The following is a 21,997-nucleotide window of genomic DNA, read 5'->3' as shown; positions in this document are numbered from 1 at the left end:
TTCCTCGCGACGAAAAGAGATAGAAAGGGAACATATAGTTAACGTGAAAACTAACGTGCTGGCGAGCGCTTTCAATGTGATTTTTTTGTTATATTTTTGTTGACTAATGACATCTCTGGGCGAGAGGGCGCTTTTGCCTCATACTCTATGTTTCATAAACAGAAATTGAAGGAAGCACATTTTGGCGGGAAGTAGTCTTTTAACCTTATTGGACGATATTGCCACGCTGCTGGATGATATCTCCGTCATGGGAAAACTAGCGGCTAAGAAAACGGCGGGCGTACTGGGCGATGATCTTTCTCTCAACGCGCAGCAGGTTACTGGCGTAAGGGCTAACCGCGAGCTCCCGGTGGTGTGGGGGGTAGCAAAAGGCTCGTTTCTGAATAAAGTGATTCTGGTGCCGCTGGCGTTACTTATCAGCGCATTTATTCCCTGGGCCATTACGCCGCTATTGATGCTGGGCGGCGCTTTTCTCTGCTTTGAAGGCTTTGAAAAAGTGCTGCATAACCTGCATGCGCGCAAGAATAAGGAAGACCCGAAACTGCGCCAGCAGCGCCTGGAAACGCTCGCCGCCCAGGACCCGCTGGCCTTTGAACGCGATAAAGTAAAAGGGGCGATCCGTACCGATTTTATCTTATCAGCTGAAATCGTCGCGATAACCTTGGGTATTGTAGCTGATGCGCCCTTGCTTAATCAGATCCTGATTTTATCCGGTATCGCCATTCTTGTGACCGTTGGGGTTTACGGTCTGGTGGGCGTCATTGTCAAGCTGGATGACATGGGCTATTGGCTGGTAGAGAAAAAAAGCGTACTGGCGCAGGGGGTAGGAAAAGCTCTCCTGGCCATCGCGCCGCGGTTGATGAAAATTCTGACTTTCGTCGGTACCCTGGCGATGTTTTTGGTTGGCGGCGGTATTGTGGTTCACGGCGTAGCGCCGCTGCATCATTTCATCGAAAATCTTGCCCATGGACTGAGTGGAATGTTGGCATCCACATTGCCTGTGGTCGCTAATCTGGTGCTAGGATTTATTATTGGCGCTATCGTTTTTGGCGTTGTTAAAGCTATAGCCGCATTACGCGGTAACGTGAAATAAATCCCTGCGCCGGTTACGCAAGATGGGCCGGCGTCGTCTAAGGTGAAACTGTTTCTTCCTGATACCGGAGGCAAAAATGGTCTTGTTGGTCAGTGATGAAGTCAGACGGAAAAGCGGCGGGCCGCGAATGGTCGTCACCGGCATTGCCGGCGACATGGTCGAGTGCCGGTGGTATGACGGTCACGTCGTACAGCGTGAAGCCTTCCGTGAAGATGAGTTGGTCCGCGGCGAAGGGCAACGTTCGCCGCATAATTAGATGTGCAGCGCCCGCTGGTGCGGGCGCTTTTAATATTGATTACGTTCGGACAAGGAGCGTTGATGTTGTTGGTTTCTTTGACCGTACTGCGAGTGAATAATGGATAAGCCGCTGTGGCTAAAAAAGTTCCGTCGCCTCTTCAATCCGGGGCGTGTGGTCAATATCTGTTTCATCGTGGTGCTGTTCTTTTCAACGTTACTCATCTGGCGAGAGATCCGGGTACTGGAAGAAGCGTACGTCGCCAACCAACGTAATAATCTTGAGAATGTGGCCCATGAAATGGATGGGCTGTTGCAATTTAATCTCAACCGGCTGCTCTTTTTTCGCAACAGTATGCAATCGGCGCTGGAGAATCCGCTGGATTTCGCCATCCTGCGCCGGGCCGAGCAGGAGTACATCAGTAAACGGCACGATCCCATCTGGTCAGTCGAGCTAAACAACCGGCGTACTCTGACGGTATACGGAGTCTCCGATTCTTTTGTCGACGCTGATGATCTGTTATCGCGTAACAATCCGCAGGCCAGCAATGAATTGATGGCTACCCTTGAGCTTGGCTATCTTCTGCGTTTGACCAACAATAACCGAATCTTCAGCGAGCGCATGTCCTACGTTTCTCGTAGCGGTTTCTACACCACCACCGATGCTCCGCGCAGCTCCAGCCAGGTGCTGGCGCAGTTTTCGCGAGATACGGGTTCAGCATGGTTTATGCGGCAAACCCAGCGTGATAATCCGGGGCGAGGGATCCTTTGGCAAACCACTCAACAGGAAGACGGATATACGCAACCGCAGGTGGTTACGGCCTCGATTCCCCTGGACTATGAGCACTACTGGCTGGGCGTGCTGGCGATGGATTTTTCCATCCGCGACCTGCAGAATTTTCTCGTCAGTGCGGTAAAAGGAGGGCAAATGGGCGAGTATCAGCTGTATGACAAGCAGCTCAATTTGCTGGCCTCTTCGGCGCCGGATGATGTGCTGACGCCGCTCTCGCCCACGGAACAAGAAAAACTTCGCTATGCGTTGGCCAATGATAACCATGGCGGCATACGCCAGTTAACTCGCTATATCAGTTGGGAAAAGATCCGTAACTTTGACGGCGTACTTTTGCATATTCATACCCTGAAGGAGGGGGTGCGTGGTGATTTCGGGACCATTTCCATCGCCCTGACCCTGATGTGGTTAATGTTTACCCTCATGCTGATCGTGTCCTGGCTGGTTATCCGCCGCATGGTCATCAATATGAGCGTGTTGCAGGCGTCGCTTGAATGGCAGGCCTGGCATGATGCATTAACACGGCTGTTAAATCGCGGTGCCCTGTTTGAGCGAGCGATTGCGGCGGCACGAAGCTGCTGGCGGAATAATCAACCCATATCCGTCATTCAGCTGGATCTGGATTATTTTAAAGGTATTAATGATAAACACGGACACCAGGCCGGGGACCGTGTTCTGACCCTGGTGGGAAGCACCATTATGGGGCAGATTCGCGAGGAGGATATTGCCGGACGCGTTGGCGGGGAAGAGTTCTGTATCGTTTTACCCAATACGCAACTGTCGCAAGCGCGCGCGATTGCTGAGCGTATTCGTCTGCGTATCCATAGCCGGGAGATATTGCTGCACAACAGCGTTAGTTTACGGATCAGCGCCTCATTGGGGGTCAGTAGTAGTGAGACATCAGATGAGTTTAACTTTGAGGAGCTGCAGTCGATTGCCGATCATCGTTTGTATCTGGCAAAGCAGAATGGACGCAACCGGGTATGTTCGGCCGGATAGACTTTGGTAAGGTGAGAACGCTCACCTTATCTGCGGCGTTGATGTTCTTCGGTATAGGAAAATTCTTAAAAAATACACCGCTTCGCCGCACCGTTCGTAACAGAACGATAAGGGGCAGGCCTTGTCACGCCTGGGTTATTAAATTGGTTGTACATATAAGCCGCATTTCTCAATAATTCTCATCATCAATACTTCTTGTCATGCAAAATAATTGAGGATAATGTCTTCCATGCATCGGATTTCCCGGTGTAACGAATTTTCAAGTGCTTCTTGCATTAGCAAGTTTGATCCCGACTCCTGCGAGTCGGGATTTTTTTCACCTATGCTTAGCGATTGGCTTCAGTAACGCTAAAGTCATGAATATCAAGCTCAAAAGCTTCAGCCAGCTCGCGCCAGGTGTGTTCGTTACGACCATCGATACTGACATGGTGCGGATCATCTTCGCTACGATGCACTTCGCTTTCGCTTATCTCATTGATCGCCGCCAGTAGGGCATCGACATTAATGTCAATCCCGTCTGTATTCGTCACACCGCGGTCTTTAGCGGATTTCATCATCACTACCTCGCTCGGCTCTGATAGGGCCTCTTTAAGTATAGACGGTCTATAAAAACGGCAGTCACGCTGGCTGAACGCTGCGTGATGACGGGTTTTGTTCTACACTGGCTCAAAACGAGAGGAGGCGAGTTATGCAGGTAAACGATCGTGTCACGGTAAAGACCGACGGTGGCCCACGTCGTTCGGGGGTAGTACTGGCAATTGAGTCGTTTAGTGAAGGAACCATGTATCTTGTTGCGCTGGAAGACTATCCGCTTGGGATCTGGTTTTTCAACGAAGTGGGGCACCCGGACGGCATTTTTGTTGAGAAAGCTGAGTAGGTCCACAGGCAGAAACTGGCGGGTATCGCCGCCAGTTTGCTATCAGCGCATATTGACGTAAATCCCGGAAGTAATGTTTTCAGCCAACCGAACAATATGGTAAATCACCTGTTTATTATGCGTCTGGATTTTTTTCTTAATATTACCTTTATGTGACGACACGGTTTTTGCTTTGATATTCATCTGTCTTGAAATATGTGAGGTCGCGTGTCCGGCCATCCACATCTGCAGCATATTCGATTCTGCCTGACTGAGCGATAAAGTAGGAATGCGGGTGCGTAACTGGTTTAGATGATTGGCGGTATCGGTTTGCAGACAATTACCCAGAATGTTATCAAGGTCTTTCGGTGTTAGCGATTTTGAACTGATAAGTAGATTCTTGCGCACAAGTAAGTAGTGGTCAAAATGGATGTTTGCCAAAGACATAAAAATAACAAATAAGGTATCAGGGTTGGTGGTAATGATGTCGCGGATAAGTTGATTGCTCTCATCGTGATGTATAAAACAGTCCTCGTTGAGAAACACAACCGCCGGACGCAGTGATTCGCAGCGCTCCTTCAAACTAAGTGCGCTACGCACCTCAATGATATCGCGCTTCTTTATTCCCCGGCTTGCCAGATATCCGGTTAAACCTAGCCGGGTATAGCTGCACAAATCCATGATAATCGTTGACATGACCCATCCTCAATCAACACGTAACGATAATTCATCTGGCGCCTGGCCGTGTGATGAAGTCCATTTTTATAACGCCTGACTTTATGCGGAAAGCATTAGCCAGACTAAACTATTCGCTAATAATACTCATAATTTGCCAGGAATATTCTTAAAGTAAAGCCATGAAAAAAGAATAAACAGTTCCTGACAGTAATAATGCCCGGCGCTGGGCCATGGCGTCGCCACGATTTCAATTTATTTTCGGATTATCCTTATGGGGCGACCGCCAATTAAATTGGTGCTGTCTGTATTTTATTCAAAAAATGTATTTTCCATTCATGTTTAATACGGCTAATAATAATCGATAAGCGTAAATGCTGAGATTAGCGGCGAGCCTAAGCAACCTGGGTATCGCGTAGGGGTGGCGGCCTTAACGCTTTAATGCCACAATACTTTTTTATCGGTTTGTGGGATGGATGATGAAAAAGATTGTTATGGCTGGCGCGTTGCTTGCTTTGTCCGGATGCGCACAGGTTGATTCCTATCAGGCAGTGGTTAAAGCGCCAGCGCCTGCAGGATTGGAAGGGTTCTGGCAATCGAAGGGCCCGCAAAGCGCGATGGTTAGCCCTGAGGCGATAGCGACGTTGATCGTCACCAAAGACGGGGATACCCTCGATTGCCGTCAGTGGCAACGGGTGATTGCTGAACCGGGAAAATTAATGAACCGCGACGATCAGGTTTATAATGTGACCAGCAGCCTTGATATTTATCCTATTGAACGTAATGGAAACACGCTGGAATACGATCGAATGACGTTGACCCGCGTCGAACGCTTAACGCCGGAGTGCGAACAGGCCTGGAAAAAGAATCAGGCGGCGAGTAAAACCGCACAGTAATCTATTTTGACGGGCCGGCGAAAGCCGGCCCGTTTGCTTTACAGTACCTCTTCAATGACCCACACGCTGACGCTGCCGGCATTACAGGTAAATACGGCATTGCCCTCGTCATCGGTTTCAATTATCTCCTGGCGATTATTAAGAAAATCCGTCCAGCGTTTATTGGCGTAATTTTCGCCAAGCGGGAGCGTTTTCTCGCCGTCATCGCCGTTAGATAGCACCACTACGCAGCCAGGATGTTCATCGGTACCGCTGCGGCTGAAGGCAATACAGTTAGGATGATCGAACCACAGAGTTTGTACGCCGTGAGCAAAACGCTGACGTGCGTCGATGAGTTCATGAAGTTGCTCGATAACCGGCATTTCGATGGCGTAAGTCTGGCCATCTCCGCCGGTATCTTCATAACTGGCGCCGAACAGATCGGCGTAAAATACCGAGGGAACCCCGTTTTCACGCAGTAAAATCAGCGCATAGGCTAGCGGCTTAAACCAGGCTTCGACCGGCGCTTCCAGCGCCTGAAGCGGTTGGGTGTCATGATTCGTGACCAACGTAACCGCATGGAAGGGATCGGCTTCAACCAGCGTGCCGGTGAATATTTGACTCATGTCGTAATCGCGCCCCTGACGTGAGGCTTCGTGGAATTTCATCTGCAGCGGCGCATCGAACAGCATGGTATTACCGTCAACAAGGTCGATATACTGCTGTAGTTTATCCACTTCGTGCGACCAGTATTCGGCAACAATAAAGAGTGGTTTTTCGCTGGAGCTCTGTACGTGCTCAATCCACTCTTTATAAAACCATGCCGGAATATGCTTGACGGCATCAAGGCGAAAACCATCGCAGCCAGTTTGTTCAATGACCCAGCGGGCCCAGTATTTTATCTCCTCGGTGACGGCATGGTTCCGGAAATCGATGTTTTCGCCCATGAGATAGTCGAAGTTGCCCATTTCATCGTCGACCTGATCGTTCCAGCCGTCGCCGGTGTAGTCATTAACCACTTTGAATACGCCATCTTCATCGGGGTTTTCGATATGGTCGATGCCGCTAAAACATTTATAGTCCCAGATGAATTGTGAATATTGTCCACCACGGGCCGGGAAGGTATAGCGAGTCCAGGCTTCACATTCGATGATCTCTTCCGCAATTTTTGTTCGATCCTGTTCATCAACGCGTTGTACGCGAATGCGCTCTTTCTCATCGGCCCCCATCTTATGGTTTACGACGACATCAAGTAGGACGGCAATTTGATGCTCTTTAAGCGCATGTATCGCCGCTAACAACTGAGCCTTATCGCCATATTTGGTGGCAACCGATCCTTTCTGATCGAATTCACCAAGGTCGAAAAGATCGTAACTATCGTAGCCAACCGAATAACCGCCGGAAGCGCCCTTATAGGCTGGCGGCAACCAAATCATATTAATGCCGATTTCATTGAGATTTGGCGCAAGGGCTTCTACTTCCCGCCATAGCTCACCACCTTCCGGGTAATACCAGTGAAAACATTGCAACAACGTGGGGTTTTTCATCTTCCATGCTCCTGGCGTCATCAAGCTGACCTTTGCAGTATGGGAGATAACTGGCAAATATGAATAATTTCGTTGCTTTTTCGCTATACCCTAAATGGCTGCATATATAATAAATTGGCATAAGATGTAGCGGATAGATGTTGGTAGGCTGCTGCTAAACGCCTTACACTACAGGAAAATCTCATCATATTCGGGGTATCTATGAAATTAGCACTTCTGGGTCGCCAGGCGCTGATGGGCGCAATGGCCGTAGCATTGATGGCTGGTGTAAGCGTGAAAACCTTTGCCGCTGAAAATCTGCTTAATCAGGTCAAAGAGCGCGGCACGCTGCGCGTTGGCCTGGAAGGCACATACCCGCCGTTTAGTTATCAAGGCGATGATGGAAAATTGACCGGTTTTGAAGTCGAGTTTGCCAATGAACTGGCGAAACACATCGGTGTGAAAGCAGACCTCAAACCCACCAAATGGGACGGTATGCTGGCTTCTCTTGATTCTAAACGTATTGATGTGGTGATTAACCAGGTCACTATTTCCGACCAGCGTAAGAAAAAATACGACTTCTCCACCCCGTATACTATTTCTGGTATTCAGGCGCTGGTGAAGAAGGGTAACGAAGGCGTAATTAAAACCGCGGCGGACCTGAAAGGCAAAAAAGTCGGCGTTGGCTTGGGCACCAATTATGAAGAGTGGCTGCGCCAGAATGTACAGGGCGTTGATATTCGTACCTATGATGATGACCCGACAAAATACCAGGACCTGCGCGTAGGCCGTATTGACGCTATTTTGGTCGACCGCCTGGCAGCGTTGGATTTGGTGAAGAAAACCAACAATACCCTGGCTGTAACCGGTGAAGCATTCTCCCGTCAGGAATCCGGCGTGGCGCTGCGTAAAGGTAATGAAGATCTGCTGAAAGCGGTGGACACGGCCATTGCAGATATGCAGAAAGATGGCAGCCTGAAGGCGCTTTCAGAAAAATGGTTTGGTGCAGACGTCACTAAGTAACGTCTGCAGATGAAAAAAGGCGCTGATAATGGCGCCTTTTTTTATTTAGCGCGCAACTGCGTGCATAATAAGGATAACTGAGTCTGGAGGTGCCATGTCACTACAAAATTTAACGCGTTTCCCGCGCCTGGAATTTATTGGCGCGCCGACGCCACTGGAATATCTACCGCGCCTGTCCGATCATCTCGGGCGGGATATTTTTATTAAACGTGATGATGTGACTCCAATGGCGATGGGCGGTAATAAACTGCGCAAGCTGGAGTTTCTCGCCGCTGATGCGCTACGCGAAGGCGCTGATACGCTGATTACCGCAGGAGCCATACAGTCTAACCATGTGCGTCAGACGGCGGCCGTCGCCGCGAAACTGGGCCTGCACTGCGTCGCGCTGTTGGAAAATCCGATAGGCACTCGTGCTGAAAATTATCTGACCAACGGTAACCGCCTGTTGCTGGATTTGTTCAATACCCAGGTCGAAATGTGTGATGCGTTGACCGATCCTAATGCGCAGCTTGAAGAGCTGGCAACCCGGATTGAAGCGCAGGGATACCGTCCTTATGTCATTCCGGTCGGCGGTTCAAACGCCCTTGGCGCGCTGGGTTATGTCGAAAGTGCCCTCGAGATCGCCCAGCAATGCGAAGGGGCGGTGGAAATCTCGTCGGTAGTGGTCGCCTCCGGTAGCGCAGGCACCCACGCCGGGCTGGCGGTAGGCCTGGAACAGCTGATGCCGAACGCGGAATTAATTGGGGTGACCGTGTCACGCAGCGTTGCCGACCAGTTACCTAAAGTGGTTGCGCTGCAGCAGGCCGTTGCTAACAGCCTTGAACTGCAGGCCAAAGCGGAAATTACTTTGTGGGATGATTATTTCGCGCCAGGCTACGGTACGCCCAATGAAGAAGGCATGGAAGCGGTCAAACTGCTGGCACAACTGGAAGGTATCCTGCTGGATCCGGTTTATACCGGAAAGGCCATGGCCGGGCTGATTGACGGCATTAATCAGAATCGCTTTAAGGATGAGGGGCCGATTCTGTTTATCCATACTGGCGGCGCGCCAGCGCTGTTTGCTTATCATCCGCACGTCTAATGTAGAAAAACAGAATGCAAGAAAGTATCCAACTGGTCATTGACTCCGCGCCTTATCTGTTAAAGGGCGCGGTTTTTACGTTACAGCTGAGCATCGGCGGCATGTTCTTCGGCCTGCTGCTGGGCTTTATCCTCGCATTGATGCGCATGTCGTCAATCTGGCCGGTCAGATGGCTGGCGCGGATGTATATCTCTATTTTCCGCGGAACCCCGCTGATTGCCCAACTGTTTATGATCTATTACGGCTTACCGCAGTTTGGCATTGAGCTGGACCCGATCCCGGCGGCAATGATTGGCCTGTCGTTGAATACCGCGGCCTATGCGGCGGAAACGCTGCGAGCGGCAATTGCCTCTATAGATAAAGGGCAGTGGGAAGCGGCAGCGAGTATTGGCATGACGCCGTGGCAGACTTTGCGGCGGGCTATTTTACCGCAGGCTGCCCGCGTGGCGCTGCCGCCGCTCTCTAACAGCTTTATTAGCCTTGTCAAAGATACTTCGCTGGCGGCGACGATTCAGGTACCGGAACTGTTCCGTCAGGCGCAGTTAATTACCTCGCGTACGCTGGAGGTCTTTACGATGTATCTGGCCGCCTCGCTTATCTATTGGGTGATGGCGACTGTGCTATCGACGTTGCAGAATTATTTTGAAAATCAGCTGAATCGCCAGGAGCGTGATCCAAAATGAGTGCGATTGAAGTCAAAAAACTGGTGAAGAAATTCCACGGGCAGACCGTGCTCCACGGTATCGATCTCGAGGTTCAGGAAGGGGAGGTGGTGGCGATTATCGGTCCGAGCGGATCCGGTAAGACCACGCTGTTGCGCAGCATTAATCTGCTTGAACACCCCGAAAGCGGTACCATTCGCGTGGGCGATGTGACAATCGATACTTCGCGTAGTATTAGCCAGCAAAAAGGGCTAATCCGCCGTCTGCGTCAGCATGTTGGCTTTGTGTTCCAGAACTTCAATCTATTTCCACACCGTACGGTGCTGGAAAATATTATTGAAGGACCGGTTATCGTAAAAGGCGAAGATAAGAACGAGGCCATTTCTTTGGCGCGTCAGCTACTGGCAAAGGTGGGACTATCAGGAAAAGAGAATAGCTATCCGCGTCGTTTATCTGGCGGTCAGCAGCAGCGTGTGGCAATTGCCCGTGCGTTAGCAATGCGTCCGGACGTTATTCTTTTTGACGAGCCGACTTCTGCGTTGGATCCTGAGTTAGTGGGTGAAGTACTCAACACCATACGCCAGCTGGCGCAGGAGAAGCGGACTATGGTTATTGTTACCCATGAGATGAGTTTCGCTCGTGATGTCGCCGACCGCGCCATATTCATGGATCAGGGACGTATCGTCGAACAAGGTAAGGCCAGAGAGCTATTTGCTAACCCGCAGCAGCCGCGTACTCGTCAGTTCCTTGAGAAATTTTTAATGCAGTAAATTTTACCATTCTGGCGCGGCCGACCCTAACCGGCAGGGCGGTCGTGACCAGATAATTGGCGTACCTGCCAGGCGGATGGGGAATGTTAGCCGTTCAGCCAGACCAAATGTCGACCACTCCATCGCAGATTGAAAATCACGACGTTGCAGCGGCGCGAAAGGCATCTCATGTCGTGCGCCTGGCCACTCCATCAGGCTGGCGGCGACGCGAGCCAAAGACAGCCGCGCATGATAACCTTTGCCGCTCTCTATGCGTTGCTCTATCCCTTTTAGTACTGCTGCAGCCATCAGATAGCCCGTCGCGTGGTCTAACGCCTGTACCGGAAGCGGGATGGGTTTATCCGCGTCGCGCCAGCGTTGACCGGCATGAGCGATACCACAGCCCATTTGTACCAGGCTGTCGAAACCGCGTCGGTTTCTCCATGGCCCCTCCCATCCCCAGGCATTTAGTGAAACATCAACAATTCCCGGCGATAGTGCGGCTCGGGTATGACAATCAAGACCTAGCGCATCCAACGCATCAGCGCGGTAACCGTGAACAATGACGTCGGCTTGCGAGATTAACGTGATTAAACGTTGCTTATCGGTTTGTGTTTTTATATTCAATCGGGCGCAGCGCTTACCCAGCGTAATCTCTTCTTCGAGCGTTGATTCTTGCCAGTCGACAGGATCAATACGTAATACATCAGCGCCTAACCCTGCGAGAAAACGAGTTGCGACGGGGCCGGCAATAATCCGGGTTAAATCCAGTACCTTGATACCGAGCAAAGGACGTGAGCGGGGGAGGGACCAGGCAACCGACGGCCCCGGCGGTGAATCGGCTTCTATCAGCAGCGGTTGCCGACTGACGGCGATGCCCTGCGGATGTGCTCGCCACTCTTCCGCGCTGCGCATCGCCGCCGCGCAACCGCCATTTTCCACCACCGCTTGTTCCAGCGCATGCGAGCGCCATTGAAGAACTTGTTGAGCAAGTGTTTGTCGCGTCGCATGTTGTCCCAGAATCTGCGCCACGGCGAGTCTGTGATAGGGGGCATTCGTATGCAGTCGGATCCATCCATCTTCGGTTTGATAATCTCCCGCTAATGGATCCCAAAGCTGCTGTGCTGGACGATTATGCGGCTTGGCGCTGGCTGAAAACCAATATGACGCCAGCCGGCGATCCACTATGGGCGTGGCGGATGTTGAACATAAGCGGGCAAGGTAAGCGGCGGCGATCCCCATAGAGGCGGCAGCAAAATCACTGACTGCAAAGCAAGAAGATAAAGCCCCTGGGCGGCGGAAATCGATTGGCGGGACAGCGCTTGCGCTAAAGTCTTGCCACATCCGGGAAAAGAGCTGCATAGACGAGGACGGCGAGAGCATATTTTCCTCCTGAGTTCGATAAATAATCGTCATCGAAAATCGAATAATGCGATGCCTACGTTATTTTATACATATAAATAAGATTTATGTGTTAGTTTTATGTATTTATAATAATGATTATCAATCAGGGGTTATTTGGTAGGTTATGAGGGACATTGATTTTTTCAGCTGGCGGCGGGAAATGCTGCAACAATTCCAGTCAACTCATGATGGGGATTCGGTTTATAACCTGCTCCAGCAGCAAACAGAGGCTCTGGAATACGACTACTACGCACTCTGTGTGCGCCATCCGGTGCCTTTTACGCGCCCGAGACTCACGCTGCAATCAACTTATCCTCAGGCCTGGATGTCTCATTATCAGGCAGAGAATTATTTTGCTGTTGATCCCGTATTGCGCAGAGAAAATTTTCTTCGTGGGCATTTACCGTGGAATGACCAGCTCTTTTGTGATACGCCGGAATTATGGAACGGCGCGCGCGATCATGGTTTAAATAAAGGTGTGACGCAGTGTCTTACCTTACCAAATCATGCGCTGGGATTCTTATCGGTTTCTGCAAAAAATACGCAACCGGGTCCTTATCAGGAGGACGAATTAGAATTACGCCTGAGAACGCTCACCGAACTTAGCCTGCTGGCGTTGCTGCGCCTGGAGGATGAGATGGTAATGCCGCCGGAGATGAAGTTTAGCCGACGCGAGCTGGAGATTCTCAAATGGACCGCGGAAGGGAAAACTTCGGCCGAGGTGGCGATGATATTGTCTATTTCAGAAAATACGGTCAATTTTCATCAGAAGAATATGCAGCGCAAATTTAACGCGCCCAACAAAACGCAAATCGCCTGTTATGCCGTCGCAACAGGATTAATTTGAGCGAATCATTCGTTCTGCGTGTCAGACGTGAAACCGGCTGTCAGTGATAACTTTCAGCCGGTCCTTTCTTACTGACGGTAAGCTTGTTTAATTTGCTTAACGGTGCTGGAGAATACGGCAGCCTGAGCCTCATCTTCCATCTGCGCGATTTGTTTTTCCATTTTAATAATCACGCGGCCTGCGTCCGCCTGGCCCATAGCCTGAAGCATTAGCGTCAGTAGCGCTTTCAGGCAGGAGACTTCCTGCGCCAGTTGCTGATTATTTTCTGCAGTGGAAAAATCTGGTGTGCTCATCGATATCCTCGTTTGCTATCGGCGCTGTTGCGCAATACTAAATGTTAAGGCGGCGCAGTATACCACAAGCAGTAGAAAAAAAAGGAGCGTGTGATTTATGTTCCTGGCTTCGGGCGCTGAGCGGTTAAATTTACTGAATAATATCTGTTCATCTTAACGGTCGTCGTTAATTTTTGCCGCGGTTTTTGGGATAAGTTAATTATTGTTACATCCTTCGAAACGTATTTATCTGCGGGCTGTTCTGTTGCTTTTTTTGCTCCTTCTGTAGGGCGAATGTTAAAAAAGAAACATAATCCAACTATATGTTCTGTATAGGTTTCCACCTGGTGTGGAGACAAATTGCCATAAATGGGAGAGAAATCTTCTCCAGGACACTTTTTGGGCTTTTAAAGTTACGATAAAACCCGGTAATATATGTGAGATAAACTATCAGTAGCGTTATCCCTAATTCTGGAGATTATTCCTTTGATCAACGTACTTCTTGTTGATGACCACGAACTAGTGCGCGCAGGGATACGACGCATTCTGGAAGATATAAAAGGGATTAAAGTTGTCGGTGAGGCCTGCTGCGGCGAGGATGCCGTGAAGTGGTGCCGTGCGAATCCTGTGGACGTGGTCCTGATGGATATGAACATGCCGGGTATCGGGGGGCTTGAAGCAACGCGTAAAATTGCGCGCGCTATTGTCGATACCAAAGTGATCATGTTGACCGTACATACTGAGAATCCGCTGCCTGCGAAGGTCATGCAAGCTGGCGCCGCCGGTTACTTAAGTAAAGGCGCAGCCCCGCAGGAAGTGGTCAATGCGATTCGTTGCGTTGCTTCGGGTCAGCGTTACATCGCTTCCGACATCGCCCAACAGATGGCGCTCAGTCAAATTGAACCGGAAAAAACGGAATCGCCGTTTGCCAGTTTGTCTGAACGCGAATTGCAGATTATGCTGATGATCACCAAGGGCCAAAAGGTCAATGAGATCTCAGAACAGTTAAACCTGAGTCCCAAGACGGTGAATAGCTATCGTTACCGAATGTTCAGTAAACTAAACATTCATGGTGACGTGGAACTAACTCACCTGGCAATTCGCCATGGCCTGTGCAATGCGGAGTCGTTAGCAAGTCAGTGAGTGATGTTTTTGACGCAAAAGCTTTCCTCAAGACGGTTACCAGCCAACCGGGCGTTTATCGTATGTATGATGCCGGCGGTACCGTCATTTATGTTGGTAAAGCTAAAGACCTGAAAAAGCGGCTTAGCAGCTATTTTCGCAGCAACCTGGCTTCGCGTAAAACCGAGGCTCTGGTGGCGCTGATCGCGCAAATTGACGTAACCGTTACCCATACCGAAACGGAAGCGTTATTGCTTGAGCATAACTACATCAAGCTATATCAACCACGTTACAACGTGCTGCTGCGCGACGATAAATCTTATCCTTTTATTTTTCTCAGCGGCGACACCCATCCGCGACTGGCGATGCACCGCGGTGCTAAACACGCCAAAGGCGAATATTTTGGTCCGTTCCCTAACGGTTACGCAGTTCGCGAAACGCTCGCGCTGTTGCAAAAAATCTTCCCCATTCGCCAGTGTGAAAACAGCGTCTATCGCAACCGTTCGCGTCCTTGTCTGCAATATCAAATCGGTCGTTGTTTAGGGCCGTGCGTCGCCGGGCTGGTGAGTGAAGAAGTGTATGAGCAGCAGGTAGAATACGTAAGGCTGTTTCTCGCGGGCAAAGACGACCAGGTATTGACGCAACTGATTTCCCGGATGGAAAAGGCCAGCCAGGCGCTGGAATTTGAAGAAGCCGCCCGTATTCGCGATCAGATCCAGGCGGTACGCCGGGTGACTGAGAAACAGTTCGTTTCCAATACCGGCGACGATCTGGATGTTATCGGTGTGGCTTTTGATGCCGGAATGGCCTGCGTGCATGTGCTGTTTATTCGCCAGGGCAAGGTGCTTGGTAGCCGCAGTTATTTCCCGAAAGTTCCGGGTGGTACCGAGTTGGGTGAGGTCGTGGAAACCTTCGTGGGGCAGTTCTACCTGCAGGGCAGCCAGATGCGAACCTTACCGGGGGAAATTTTACTCGATTTCAACCTGGGCGATAAAACCCTGCTTGCCGATTCGCTTTCCGAACTGGCCGGTCGTCGGGTGAATGTGCAGACCAAACCCCGCGGCGATCGCGCGCGCTATTTGAAACTGGCGCGCACCAACGCCGCCGTCGCGCTGACCACCAGGCTTTCACAGCAATCAACGGTCAGCCAACGTTTGCAGGCGTTGGCAACGTTGCTGAAACTGCCAGCTGTAAAGCGGATGGAGTGTTTTGATATCAGCCACACCATGGGGGAGCAAACCGTCGCTTCCTGTGTGGTGTTCGATAGCAATGGTCCGCTGCGGGCAGAATACCGCCGCTACAATATTACCGGTATTACCCCTGGTGATGATTACGCGGCAATGAATCAGGTGTTACGCCGCCGCTACGGTAAAGCTATAGAAGAGAACAAAATCCCTGACGTTATCCTGATCGACGGTGGTAAAGGCCAGCTTGGCCAGGCCAAAGCCGTTTTTGCCGAACTGGACGTAGCGTGGGATAAAAATCATCCTCTGCTACTGGGGGTGGCGAAGGGGAGCGATCGTAAAGCCGGGTTGGAGACCTTATTCTTTGAACCAGAAGGCGAGGGCTTTAGTCTGCCGCCGGATTCTCCTGCTTTACATGTTATCCAGCACATTCGCGATGAATCGCACGATCATGCTATCTCAGGGCACCGTAAAAAACGGGCGAAAGTGAAAAGTACCAGTACTCTTGAGACGATTGAAGGCGTTGGCCCGAAACGCCGACAGATGTTGTTGAAGTATATGGGCGGTCTGCAGGGTTTGCAGAAGGCCAGTGTAGAAGAAATTGCGCAAGTACCGGGTATATCTCACGGACTGGCAGAAAAGATCTTCTACTCGTTGAAACATTAGGGGCTCTGTAGCACCATAGGGCTAATTTACACTTACAACATATAGTTACCTGTTACCATGCAATTTAATATTCCGACGTTGCTCACTCTGTTTCGCGTTATTCTGATACCGTTTTTCGTGCTGGCGTTTTATCTGCCTTTCAGCTGGGCACCTTTCGTTTGCGCGTTAATTTTCTTTGTGGCTGCCGTTACCGACTGGTTCGATGGCTATCTGGCGCGTCGCTGGAACCAAAGCACGCGTTTTGGCGCTTTCCTTGATCCAGTGGCGGATAAAGTAATGGTGGCGATTGCCATGGTGCTGGTTGCCGAACACTACCACACCTGGTGGGTGACATTGCCGGCAGCGACGATGATCGCGCGTGAAATTATTATTTCTGCTCTGCGCGAGTGGATGGCAGAGCTGGGTAAACGCAGCAGCGTAGCCGTATCATGGATTGGTAAAGTGAAAACGACAGCTCAGATGGCGGCGCTGGTCTGGATGCTGTGGCGGCCGAATATGTGGGTGGAGTGGGCAGGTATCGTTCTGTTCATGGTTGCTGCGGTGTTGACGCTGTGGTCAATGCTGCAATATTTGAACGCTGCGCGCGGCGATTTGCTTGAACAGTGATCGTTTCGACGCAAATTTCAGCAAACGAGACGAAGTTGCGAAAAATACCGTTGACTCACCGCGTGAGATAAGTAGAATGCAACGCATCGAACGGCGGCACAGTCTTCCAGACGATAACAAAATCAAGTGATTACCTAATCTACTTGATGATGCGGGAATAGCTCAGTTGGTAGAGCACGACCTTGCCAAGGTCGGGGTCGCGAGTTCGAGTCTCGTTTCCCGCTCCAAATTGAAAGCATCGGCAGTAGCGGGTGTTTAGGTATTAAAGGCGCGTTAGCAAAGCGGTTATGTAGCGGATTGCAAATCCGTCTAGTCCGGTTCGACTCCGGAACGCGCCTCCACTTTATATCCCGAGCCCGGATGGTGGAATCGGTAGACACAAGGGATTTAAAATCCCTCGGCGTTCGCGCTGTGTGGGTTCAAGTCCCACTCCGGGTACCATTGGGATAAAGTAGAATAATCAAAGCAATAAGCAGTGTCGTGAAACCACCTCCGGGTGGTTTTTTCATTTCTGAATTGTCCTTTTTTGACATCCTTCCCACCAGCCGAGTTAGGCTTTGAGCGCTATAAATCGGTCATGAATACGCTGAAATCTACCGCGTTTCCCTTACCTATTTTTATCAGGAAATTTGCAAACCATTTAAGGTAATATATCACTGACGTTAATGTTAACGCTGTATTGATATCCTTTGGGTATGTGACGCCTTAATGGCAATGATAATTATATATGAGGGATCTTATGGCCACGTTGCTTGAAAGCTACGGGAACTGTTTTCGAAAATACGCCACTTTCCGCGGCCGCTCCGCGCGCCAGGAATATGTGGTTTTTACCATTGCTAACTTTATATTGTCCGCGATCCTGGGATTGATCCCCGTCGTTGGCGGTATCTTCGGGTTAATTATTATCATTCCGGGGATCGCGGTTGCGGTGCGTCGTTTGCACGATCTCAACAAATCCGGCTGGTGGTTGCTGGCGCCGTACGGCATTATGCTAATTGGCCTGATTGGCATTGCCGCCACTGTCGAAGAGGGCAGAGCCGCAGTATGGGTATGGGTGATCGCGCTGGGTGGCCTGGCCGCGTTGATAATGTCGATTTGGATGATTTTCACCCGTGGCACCATTGGCAGTAATCGCTTTGGTGATGAACAGAACGATGACAACAGCGGCGGTAATACGATGGGCAAGAGTTCTGCCGCGGATGATGTCAGAGAGCGCCTGGCACAGGCTAAGAAAATGCTCGATGAGGGCGTTATAAGCGCAAGTGAATACGAAGTGATGCGTGCTAATATCATTAAAGATATGTAATTGATGCGCCGCCGGGTCTGCCGGCGTTAATAAATTCACCTGTGTGAGCGAGAGCGGGTGGTTTTCTCCTCCCATTTTCGCTACTGTAAGCGCCATTTTTCTACCATCATGAGCCTGTAATGAAAACCGGACCCCTGAACGAAAGTGAACTTGAGTGGCTGGATGAGATCCTGTCGAAATATGCCACTGAAGGCGCCATCCTTGATGTCTCTGAACTTGACGGTCTGTTGACGGCTATCTTATCCGGGCCGAGTGAAATCGAACCCGCGCAGTGGCTGCTGGCTATCTGGGGTGGAGCGGATAACGTGCCGCGCTGGGCTAACGATCGTGAACGCGATCGTTTCGTCAACCTGACGCTGCAGCATATGAGCGACATCGCCGAACGTCTGGCCGACTACCCGGAGCAATTTGACCCCCTGTTCGGTACCCGCGAGTTTGAAGGCCAGGAGCTGACCATCGTTGAAGAGTGGTGCTTTGGCTATATGCGTGGCGTTGCGCTGTGCGACTGGTCGACGTTACCTGCAGAACTGCAGCCACAGCTCGATGCCATTGCGCTGCACGGAACGGAAGAACGTTTCGAAGCGCTCGATACGCTGACCGCGGATGAATTTGTCGAAAGCGTTGATAGCATCAAGCCCGCTGCGCTGGCTTTATATAATTACTGGATGGAAAATGCTCAGCCGACGGCCGTGCAGCAACCGGTAAGAAATGAGACCAAGGTGGGGCGTAATGATCCTTGCCCCTGCGGCAGCGGCAAAAAGTATAAGCAGTGTTGCTTAGCTAAATAAAAAAGGGGCCAAATGGCCCCTTTTGTTATCCCACCGCGGGGAGTAATCCCGCCACAATGCCGAATTGAATGGCCACAATCGCCACTCCACAGCCCAATACCAGCCATAGCGCAATCGAGCCGCCCGGTACACGCCATGTCGCCTGCGGGTGCAGTTTTCGGCTCTTCATTACCAACAATGATGGCAGCATCAGCGCCAGTACGGCGAGCGCCACGCCGGCGTACCCCAGCGCCATCACGAAACCTTGCGGATAAAACAGGGCGAACGCCAGCGGCGGCAGGAAAGTGATGACGCCGCTCTGAACACGCCCGGCAGGCGTATTTTTACGTTGGAACAAATCAGCAAGGTAATCAAACAAACCCAGTGCGACGCCGAGGAAAGACGTCGCCAGGGCGAAATCGGCAAACAGATGTACCGCCACCTCTACATGCGGCGAGGCGACAACATCGCGGATCGCTGCCAGCAGGCCGTTCAGGCCGGAGTTCTTCGCCAGCACGGCGGTAAAGGCCGGAGAGTCAATGCTGCCAAGCGTGGCGAGTTGCCAGAAGATGTAGGCTACCAGCGGAATAAAGCTACCGATGATAAACACGCGGCGCAGTTTGCGAATATCGCCATTCAGGTAGCTAACGATGCTGGGAATACTACCGTGAAAACCAAACGAGGTGAAAATCACCGGAATAGCGGATAGCGCCAGGCCCTGCTGTAGCGGCAGCGTCAGAAGATTTATCTGGTGAATATGGGGCAGCAGCAGCACCAGCATCACCGCGAGGAAGATAATTTTGGCGCTAAATAAAAAGCGGTTAAACAGATCGACCAGAGAAGTACCGATGCACACCACCGCGCCGCCAATGCCGGTAAAGAGCAATACGCCAGCAGAAGGCGGTAGGCTCCAGTTCAGCCACTGATTAAGACTGGAGGCCAGCAGCTCTCCAGCGCCGCTGATGTAGGCCGCCGTTAGCGCATACATCAGAAACAGCATACAGAAACCGGTAATCCATTGACCGTAACGGCCGAGATAGCGCGCCGCCAGTGAGCCTAATCCCATATCCGCAGGGACATGTTGATAAACCTCCAGCAGCAGCAGGGCGGTGTAGCACATCAGCGCCCACAGCGAGATCAGTAATACCAGGGTGACGCCAAAACCGACTCCCGCTGAAGCGAGCGGCATCGCCAACATACCGGCGCCAATGGTGGTACCGGCAACGATTAAAATACTACCCAGAGTGCGGTTCTTCACGCTTTTCTCTATCTATGAAGGAATGAACGAATAATTATGTCGCGCAGAGTATGTGAAATGAGTGATTTCGTCAAATGATGGTTACAAGTGGTGTAATTATATCTTTACATTTATGGGGGCAGAAAAGGCTGCGTTGGCGCAAAGCCGCCAGGCGCATGCTGATATATGCTGCACGCTTTACAGGAGGAGTTATGTCATCTATTCATGGTCATGAAGTACTGCAGATGATGATCGCATCGGGCGAGTCGTACAGCGTTGCCAGTCTCGAAGCGGCCATTAAGAGACAATTTGGCGAAGATGCCCGCTTTCACACCTGTTCGGCGCAGGATCTGGACGCGGCGCAACTGGTGACGTTTTTGCAGCGGAAAGGAAAATTCATCGCAGTTGAAGAGGGTTTCAATACCAGCGAGAGTAAAATTTGCCGTCATTGAGCGCGCGGCGGCCGGGGAGGCCGCCCCTGTGGGAATTAGTTTTGCGTATCGAGGGTTGCCAGTTCTTTATCGATAAAGTACAAGCCTTCACCGCTTTTACCGGCAAGGGTCAGTTTATCAATAACAGATTTGAATAATTTCTCTTCTTCATGCTGTTCTGCTACGTACCATTGCAGGAAATTAAAGGTCGGGTAATCCTGGTTGGTCATTGCCGCATGCGCCAGTTCATTAATTTTTTGCGTAATTAACTGTTCATGTTCATAGGTCTGGCGGAACAGTTCATCCAGCGAAGCATATTCGGCAAACGGCGAACTAATGGCATTAATGCGCGGCAGGCTGCCGGTATCGGTCAAATAGTCGAACAGGCGCTGCATGTGCGTCATTTCTTCCTGCGCGTGGCGGCGGAGAAAGGCGGCTGCACCTTCAAAGCTATGGTAGCTGCACCATGCGCTCATCTGCTGATAAAGCAAAGAAGAATAAAGCTCAAGATTCATTTGCTCATTAAGTTTTTCGATCATTTCTGCTTTCAGCATGGCGTCCACTCCGGAAATAAAGATTAAATCATATTGTGCCATCACTATAATTTGTTAGTAATTTATTTGCAAAAAGTAAATTAAAAAAATCAATTAGTAAAAATGCAAATGGGAATAAAACGCATTGGCAATATAATAATAAATGAGAATGGTTTTAATTTGATATTTATTTCGTAAATTATCGCGCAAAGAGAAACTACAAATATTAAGTGGTGTGAACATGGAACGGTAGGGTCGGGCCGAGTGAGGCTGGAAGTGTGAAGCGTCATGCTTTTTATAAAACACCTTTTCATAAAGTTTGAAAAAGCATTTATGAAGTAGTAGAGTCCTGATAACGCTAACACATATCGGGCAGCGCCCGGACAGTATTCAGGAGAGTTCAGCATGAAAATCGCACTGATGATGGAAAACAGCCAGGCCAGCAAAAATGCTATCATTCTCAACGAGCTTAATGCCGTTGCCGATGAAAAAGGCTTCCCGGTTTACAACGTAGGAATGAGCGATGAACAGGATCATCATCTCACCTATATCCATCTGGGTATCATGGCCAGCATCCTGCTGAATTCCAAAGCGGTCGATTTTGTGGTGACCGGTTGTGGAACCGGGCAGGGGGCGCTGATGTCGTTGAACATCCATCCCGGAGTAGTCTGTGGTTATTGTATTGACCCGGCGGATGCCTTCCTGTTTGCCCAAATCAACAACGGTAACGCGTTGTCGCTGCCTTTTGCTAAAGGCTTTGGCTGGGGGGCGGAGCTTAACGTGCGCTTTATCTTCGAGAAGGCCTTCACCGGCCGTAATGGCGAGGGCTATCCGCCGGAACGTAAAGAGCCGCAGGTTCGCAATGCTGGGATTCTGAATAAAGTGAAAGCGGCGGTGGTGAAAGAAAATTATCTTGATACCTTACGAGCTATCGATCCGGAACTGGTAAAAACCGCCGTTTCCGGGCCGCGGTTCCAGCAATGCTTCTTCGAAAACTGCCAGGATAAAGAAATCGAAGCTTTCGTACGCCAGATTATAGGCTAATAGGGCTTTTCAAAC

At 50.6% G+C, this 21,997-nt stretch carries 24 protein-coding genes and 3 tRNA genes; 20 read left to right on the top strand and 7 right to left on the bottom strand.

Annotated features, from left to right (window positions below; genetic code table 11):
* Positions 1-181 precede the first annotated feature (181 nt).
* The 3 genes from PGR29_RS05220 (at position 182) to dgcQ (ending at position 3,116) form a co-directional block, all read left to right on the top strand.
* On the top strand, positions 182-1,093 hold the full coding sequence (locus PGR29_RS05220) for a DUF808 family protein (protein WP_316424178.1): 912 nt from the start codon (positions 182-184) through the stop codon (positions 1,091-1,093).
* 76 nt (positions 1,094-1,169) lie between these two features.
* Positions 1,170-1,349, top strand: coding sequence for a YodC family protein (locus PGR29_RS05215; RefSeq protein ID WP_316424177.1), 180 nt, complete (start codon positions 1,170-1,172; stop codon positions 1,347-1,349).
* A gap of 99 nt (positions 1,350-1,448) precedes the next feature.
* Complete coding sequence (gene dgcQ, locus PGR29_RS05210) at positions 1,449-3,116, top strand: cellulose biosynthesis regulator diguanylate cyclase DgcQ (RefSeq protein WP_213316859.1); 1,668 nt, start codon at positions 1,449-1,451, stop codon at positions 3,114-3,116.
* A 326-nt stretch (positions 3,117-3,442) separates the two neighbouring features.
* On the opposite strand, the gene yodD is transcribed toward dgcQ, so the two are convergent.
* The gene (gene yodD / locus PGR29_RS05205; RefSeq protein WP_087860514.1) at positions 3,443-3,670 is read right to left on the bottom strand and encodes a YodD family peroxide/acid resistance protein; all 228 of its coding nucleotides are present in this window, start codon (positions 3,668-3,670) and stop codon (positions 3,443-3,445) included.
* A gap of 134 nt (positions 3,671-3,804) precedes the next feature.
* On the opposite strand from yodD, the gene dsrB reads away from it, so the two are divergent.
* Positions 3,805-3,993 carry a protein DsrB gene (dsrB, locus tag PGR29_RS05200; RefSeq protein WP_015365898.1) on the top strand — a complete coding sequence of 63 codons (189 nt, stop codon included), beginning with the start codon at positions 3,805-3,807 and terminating at the stop codon, positions 3,991-3,993.
* Positions 3,994-4,035: 42 nt separating this feature from the next.
* Here dsrB and rcsA read toward each other — a convergent pair whose 3' ends face one another.
* A complete protein-coding gene (gene rcsA / locus PGR29_RS05195) occupies positions 4,036-4,668 on the bottom strand; it encodes a transcriptional regulator RcsA (protein ID WP_087860515.1) in 633 nt (210 codons plus the stop codon).
* 455 nt (positions 4,669-5,123) lie between these two features.
* On the opposite strand from rcsA, the gene yedD reads away from it, so the two are divergent.
* Positions 5,124-5,543 (top strand): lipoprotein YedD, encoded by a 420-nt coding sequence (yedD, locus tag PGR29_RS05190; protein ID WP_162750162.1) that lies wholly within the window; start codon positions 5,124-5,126, stop codon positions 5,541-5,543.
* Between the two features lie 38 nt (positions 5,544-5,581).
* Here yedD and amyA read toward each other — a convergent pair whose 3' ends face one another.
* Entirely contained in the window at positions 5,582-7,069 is a 1,488-nt protein-coding gene (gene amyA, locus PGR29_RS05185) for an alpha-amylase (RefSeq protein ID WP_213794522.1), read from the bottom strand.
* A 201-nt stretch (positions 7,070-7,270) separates the two neighbouring features.
* Between amyA and tcyJ the strand changes: the two genes are divergently transcribed.
* From tcyJ to tcyN, 4 genes are all read left to right on the top strand, one after another.
* Positions 7,271-8,071, top strand: coding sequence for a cystine ABC transporter substrate-binding protein (gene tcyJ / locus PGR29_RS05180; protein WP_045376245.1), 801 nt, complete (start codon positions 7,271-7,273; stop codon positions 8,069-8,071).
* A gap of 94 nt (positions 8,072-8,165) precedes the next feature.
* Positions 8,166-9,152 carry a D-cysteine desulfhydrase gene (gene dcyD / locus PGR29_RS05175; protein ID WP_087860518.1) on the top strand — a complete coding sequence of 329 codons (987 nt, stop codon included), beginning with the start codon at positions 8,166-8,168 and terminating at the stop codon, positions 9,150-9,152.
* Between the two features lie 14 nt (positions 9,153-9,166).
* Entirely contained in the window at positions 9,167-9,835 is a 669-nt protein-coding gene (gene tcyL / locus PGR29_RS05170) for a cystine ABC transporter permease (RefSeq protein WP_015705981.1), read from the top strand.
* Positions 9,832-10,584: an L-cystine ABC transporter ATP-binding protein TcyN gene (tcyN, locus tag PGR29_RS05165; protein ID WP_113373554.1), complete on the top strand. Its 753-nt coding sequence runs from the start codon at positions 9,832-9,834 to the stop codon at positions 10,582-10,584. The genes tcyL and tcyN overlap by 4 nt, the downstream gene beginning before the upstream one ends.
* A 3-nt stretch (positions 10,585-10,587) precedes the next feature.
* On the opposite strand, the gene PGR29_RS05160 is transcribed toward tcyN, so the two are convergent.
* Positions 10,588-11,946, bottom strand: coding sequence for a CoA transferase (locus PGR29_RS05160; RefSeq protein ID WP_410477027.1), 1,359 nt, complete (start codon positions 11,944-11,946; stop codon positions 10,588-10,590).
* Positions 11,947-12,091: 145 nt separating this feature from the next.
* Between PGR29_RS05160 and sdiA the strand changes: the two genes are divergently transcribed.
* On the top strand, positions 12,092-12,814 hold the full coding sequence (sdiA, locus tag PGR29_RS05155) for a transcriptional regulator SdiA (RefSeq protein WP_087860520.1): 723 nt from the start codon (positions 12,092-12,094) through the stop codon (positions 12,812-12,814).
* A gap of 68 nt (positions 12,815-12,882) precedes the next feature.
* Here sdiA and PGR29_RS05150 read toward each other — a convergent pair whose 3' ends face one another.
* Positions 12,883-13,107, bottom strand: coding sequence for a DUF2594 family protein (locus tag PGR29_RS05150; RefSeq protein WP_015365908.1), 225 nt, complete (start codon positions 13,105-13,107; stop codon positions 12,883-12,885).
* A gap of 465 nt (positions 13,108-13,572) precedes the next feature.
* On the opposite strand from PGR29_RS05150, the gene uvrY reads away from it, so the two are divergent.
* The 8 genes from uvrY to PGR29_RS05110 all read left to right on the top strand — a co-directional run bounded on the left by uvrY (position 13,573) and on the right by PGR29_RS05110 (position 18,758).
* Entirely contained in the window at positions 13,573-14,229 is a 657-nt protein-coding gene (gene uvrY / locus PGR29_RS05145; RefSeq protein ID WP_087860521.1) for a UvrY/SirA/GacA family response regulator transcription factor, read from the top strand.
* Entirely contained in the window at positions 14,226-16,058 is a 1,833-nt protein-coding gene (gene uvrC, locus PGR29_RS05140; protein WP_316424175.1) for an excinuclease ABC subunit UvrC, read from the top strand. The genes uvrY and uvrC overlap by 4 nt, the downstream gene beginning before the upstream one ends.
* 57 nt (positions 16,059-16,115) lie before the next feature.
* Positions 16,116-16,664 carry a CDP-diacylglycerol--glycerol-3-phosphate 3-phosphatidyltransferase gene (gene pgsA / locus PGR29_RS05135; protein ID WP_045390257.1) on the top strand — a complete coding sequence of 183 codons (549 nt, stop codon included), beginning with the start codon at positions 16,116-16,118 and terminating at the stop codon, positions 16,662-16,664.
* A gap of 151 nt (positions 16,665-16,815) precedes the next feature.
* A tRNA-Gly gene (locus PGR29_RS05130) sits at positions 16,816-16,891 on the top strand.
* 40 nt (positions 16,892-16,931) lie between these two features.
* A tRNA-Cys gene (locus tag PGR29_RS05125) sits at positions 16,932-17,005 on the top strand.
* 13 nt (positions 17,006-17,018) lie between these two features.
* Positions 17,019-17,105, top strand: a tRNA-Leu gene (locus PGR29_RS05120).
* Between the two features lie 298 nt (positions 17,106-17,403).
* A complete protein-coding gene (locus tag PGR29_RS05115) occupies positions 17,404-17,970 on the top strand; it encodes a DUF805 domain-containing protein (RefSeq protein WP_087860523.1) in 567 nt (188 codons plus the stop codon).
* A 119-nt stretch (positions 17,971-18,089) separates the two neighbouring features.
* A complete protein-coding gene (locus PGR29_RS05110) occupies positions 18,090-18,758 on the top strand; it encodes a YecA family protein (RefSeq protein ID WP_015705973.1) in 669 nt (222 codons plus the stop codon).
* 25 nt (positions 18,759-18,783) lie between these two features.
* On the opposite strand, the gene tyrP is transcribed toward PGR29_RS05110, so the two are convergent.
* Entirely contained in the window at positions 18,784-19,995 is a 1,212-nt protein-coding gene (gene tyrP, locus PGR29_RS05105; RefSeq protein WP_113373557.1) for a tyrosine transporter TyrP, read from the bottom strand.
* A 191-nt stretch (positions 19,996-20,186) separates the two neighbouring features.
* Between tyrP and PGR29_RS05100 the strand changes: the two genes are divergently transcribed.
* The gene (locus PGR29_RS05100) at positions 20,187-20,426 is read left to right on the top strand and encodes a YecH family metal-binding protein (RefSeq protein WP_047037243.1); all 240 of its coding nucleotides are present in this window, start codon (positions 20,187-20,189) and stop codon (positions 20,424-20,426) included.
* A gap of 35 nt (positions 20,427-20,461) precedes the next feature.
* Here PGR29_RS05100 and ftnA read toward each other — a convergent pair whose 3' ends face one another.
* Positions 20,462-20,959, bottom strand: a complete 498-nt coding sequence (gene ftnA / locus PGR29_RS05095; protein WP_015365960.1) for a non-heme ferritin — start codon at positions 20,957-20,959, stop codon at positions 20,462-20,464.
* A gap of 384 nt (positions 20,960-21,343) precedes the next feature.
* Here ftnA and PGR29_RS05090 point away from each other — a divergent pair, with 384 nt between their 5' ends.
* Positions 21,344-21,982, top strand: a complete 639-nt coding sequence (locus PGR29_RS05090) for an RpiB/LacA/LacB family sugar-phosphate isomerase (RefSeq protein WP_113373558.1) — start codon at positions 21,344-21,346, stop codon at positions 21,980-21,982.
* The last annotated feature ends 15 nt before the right edge of the window (positions 21,983-21,997 follow it).

Origin of the sequence: Klebsiella sp. 141203, from assembly GCF_032601985.1 — a bacterium.
Classification (GTDB): Bacteria; Pseudomonadota; Gammaproteobacteria; order Enterobacterales; family Enterobacteriaceae; genus Klebsiella; species Klebsiella aerogenes.
The sequence above is the reverse complement of the archived record's forward strand: the minus strand, read 5'-3'. Positions and strand labels throughout refer to the sequence as shown.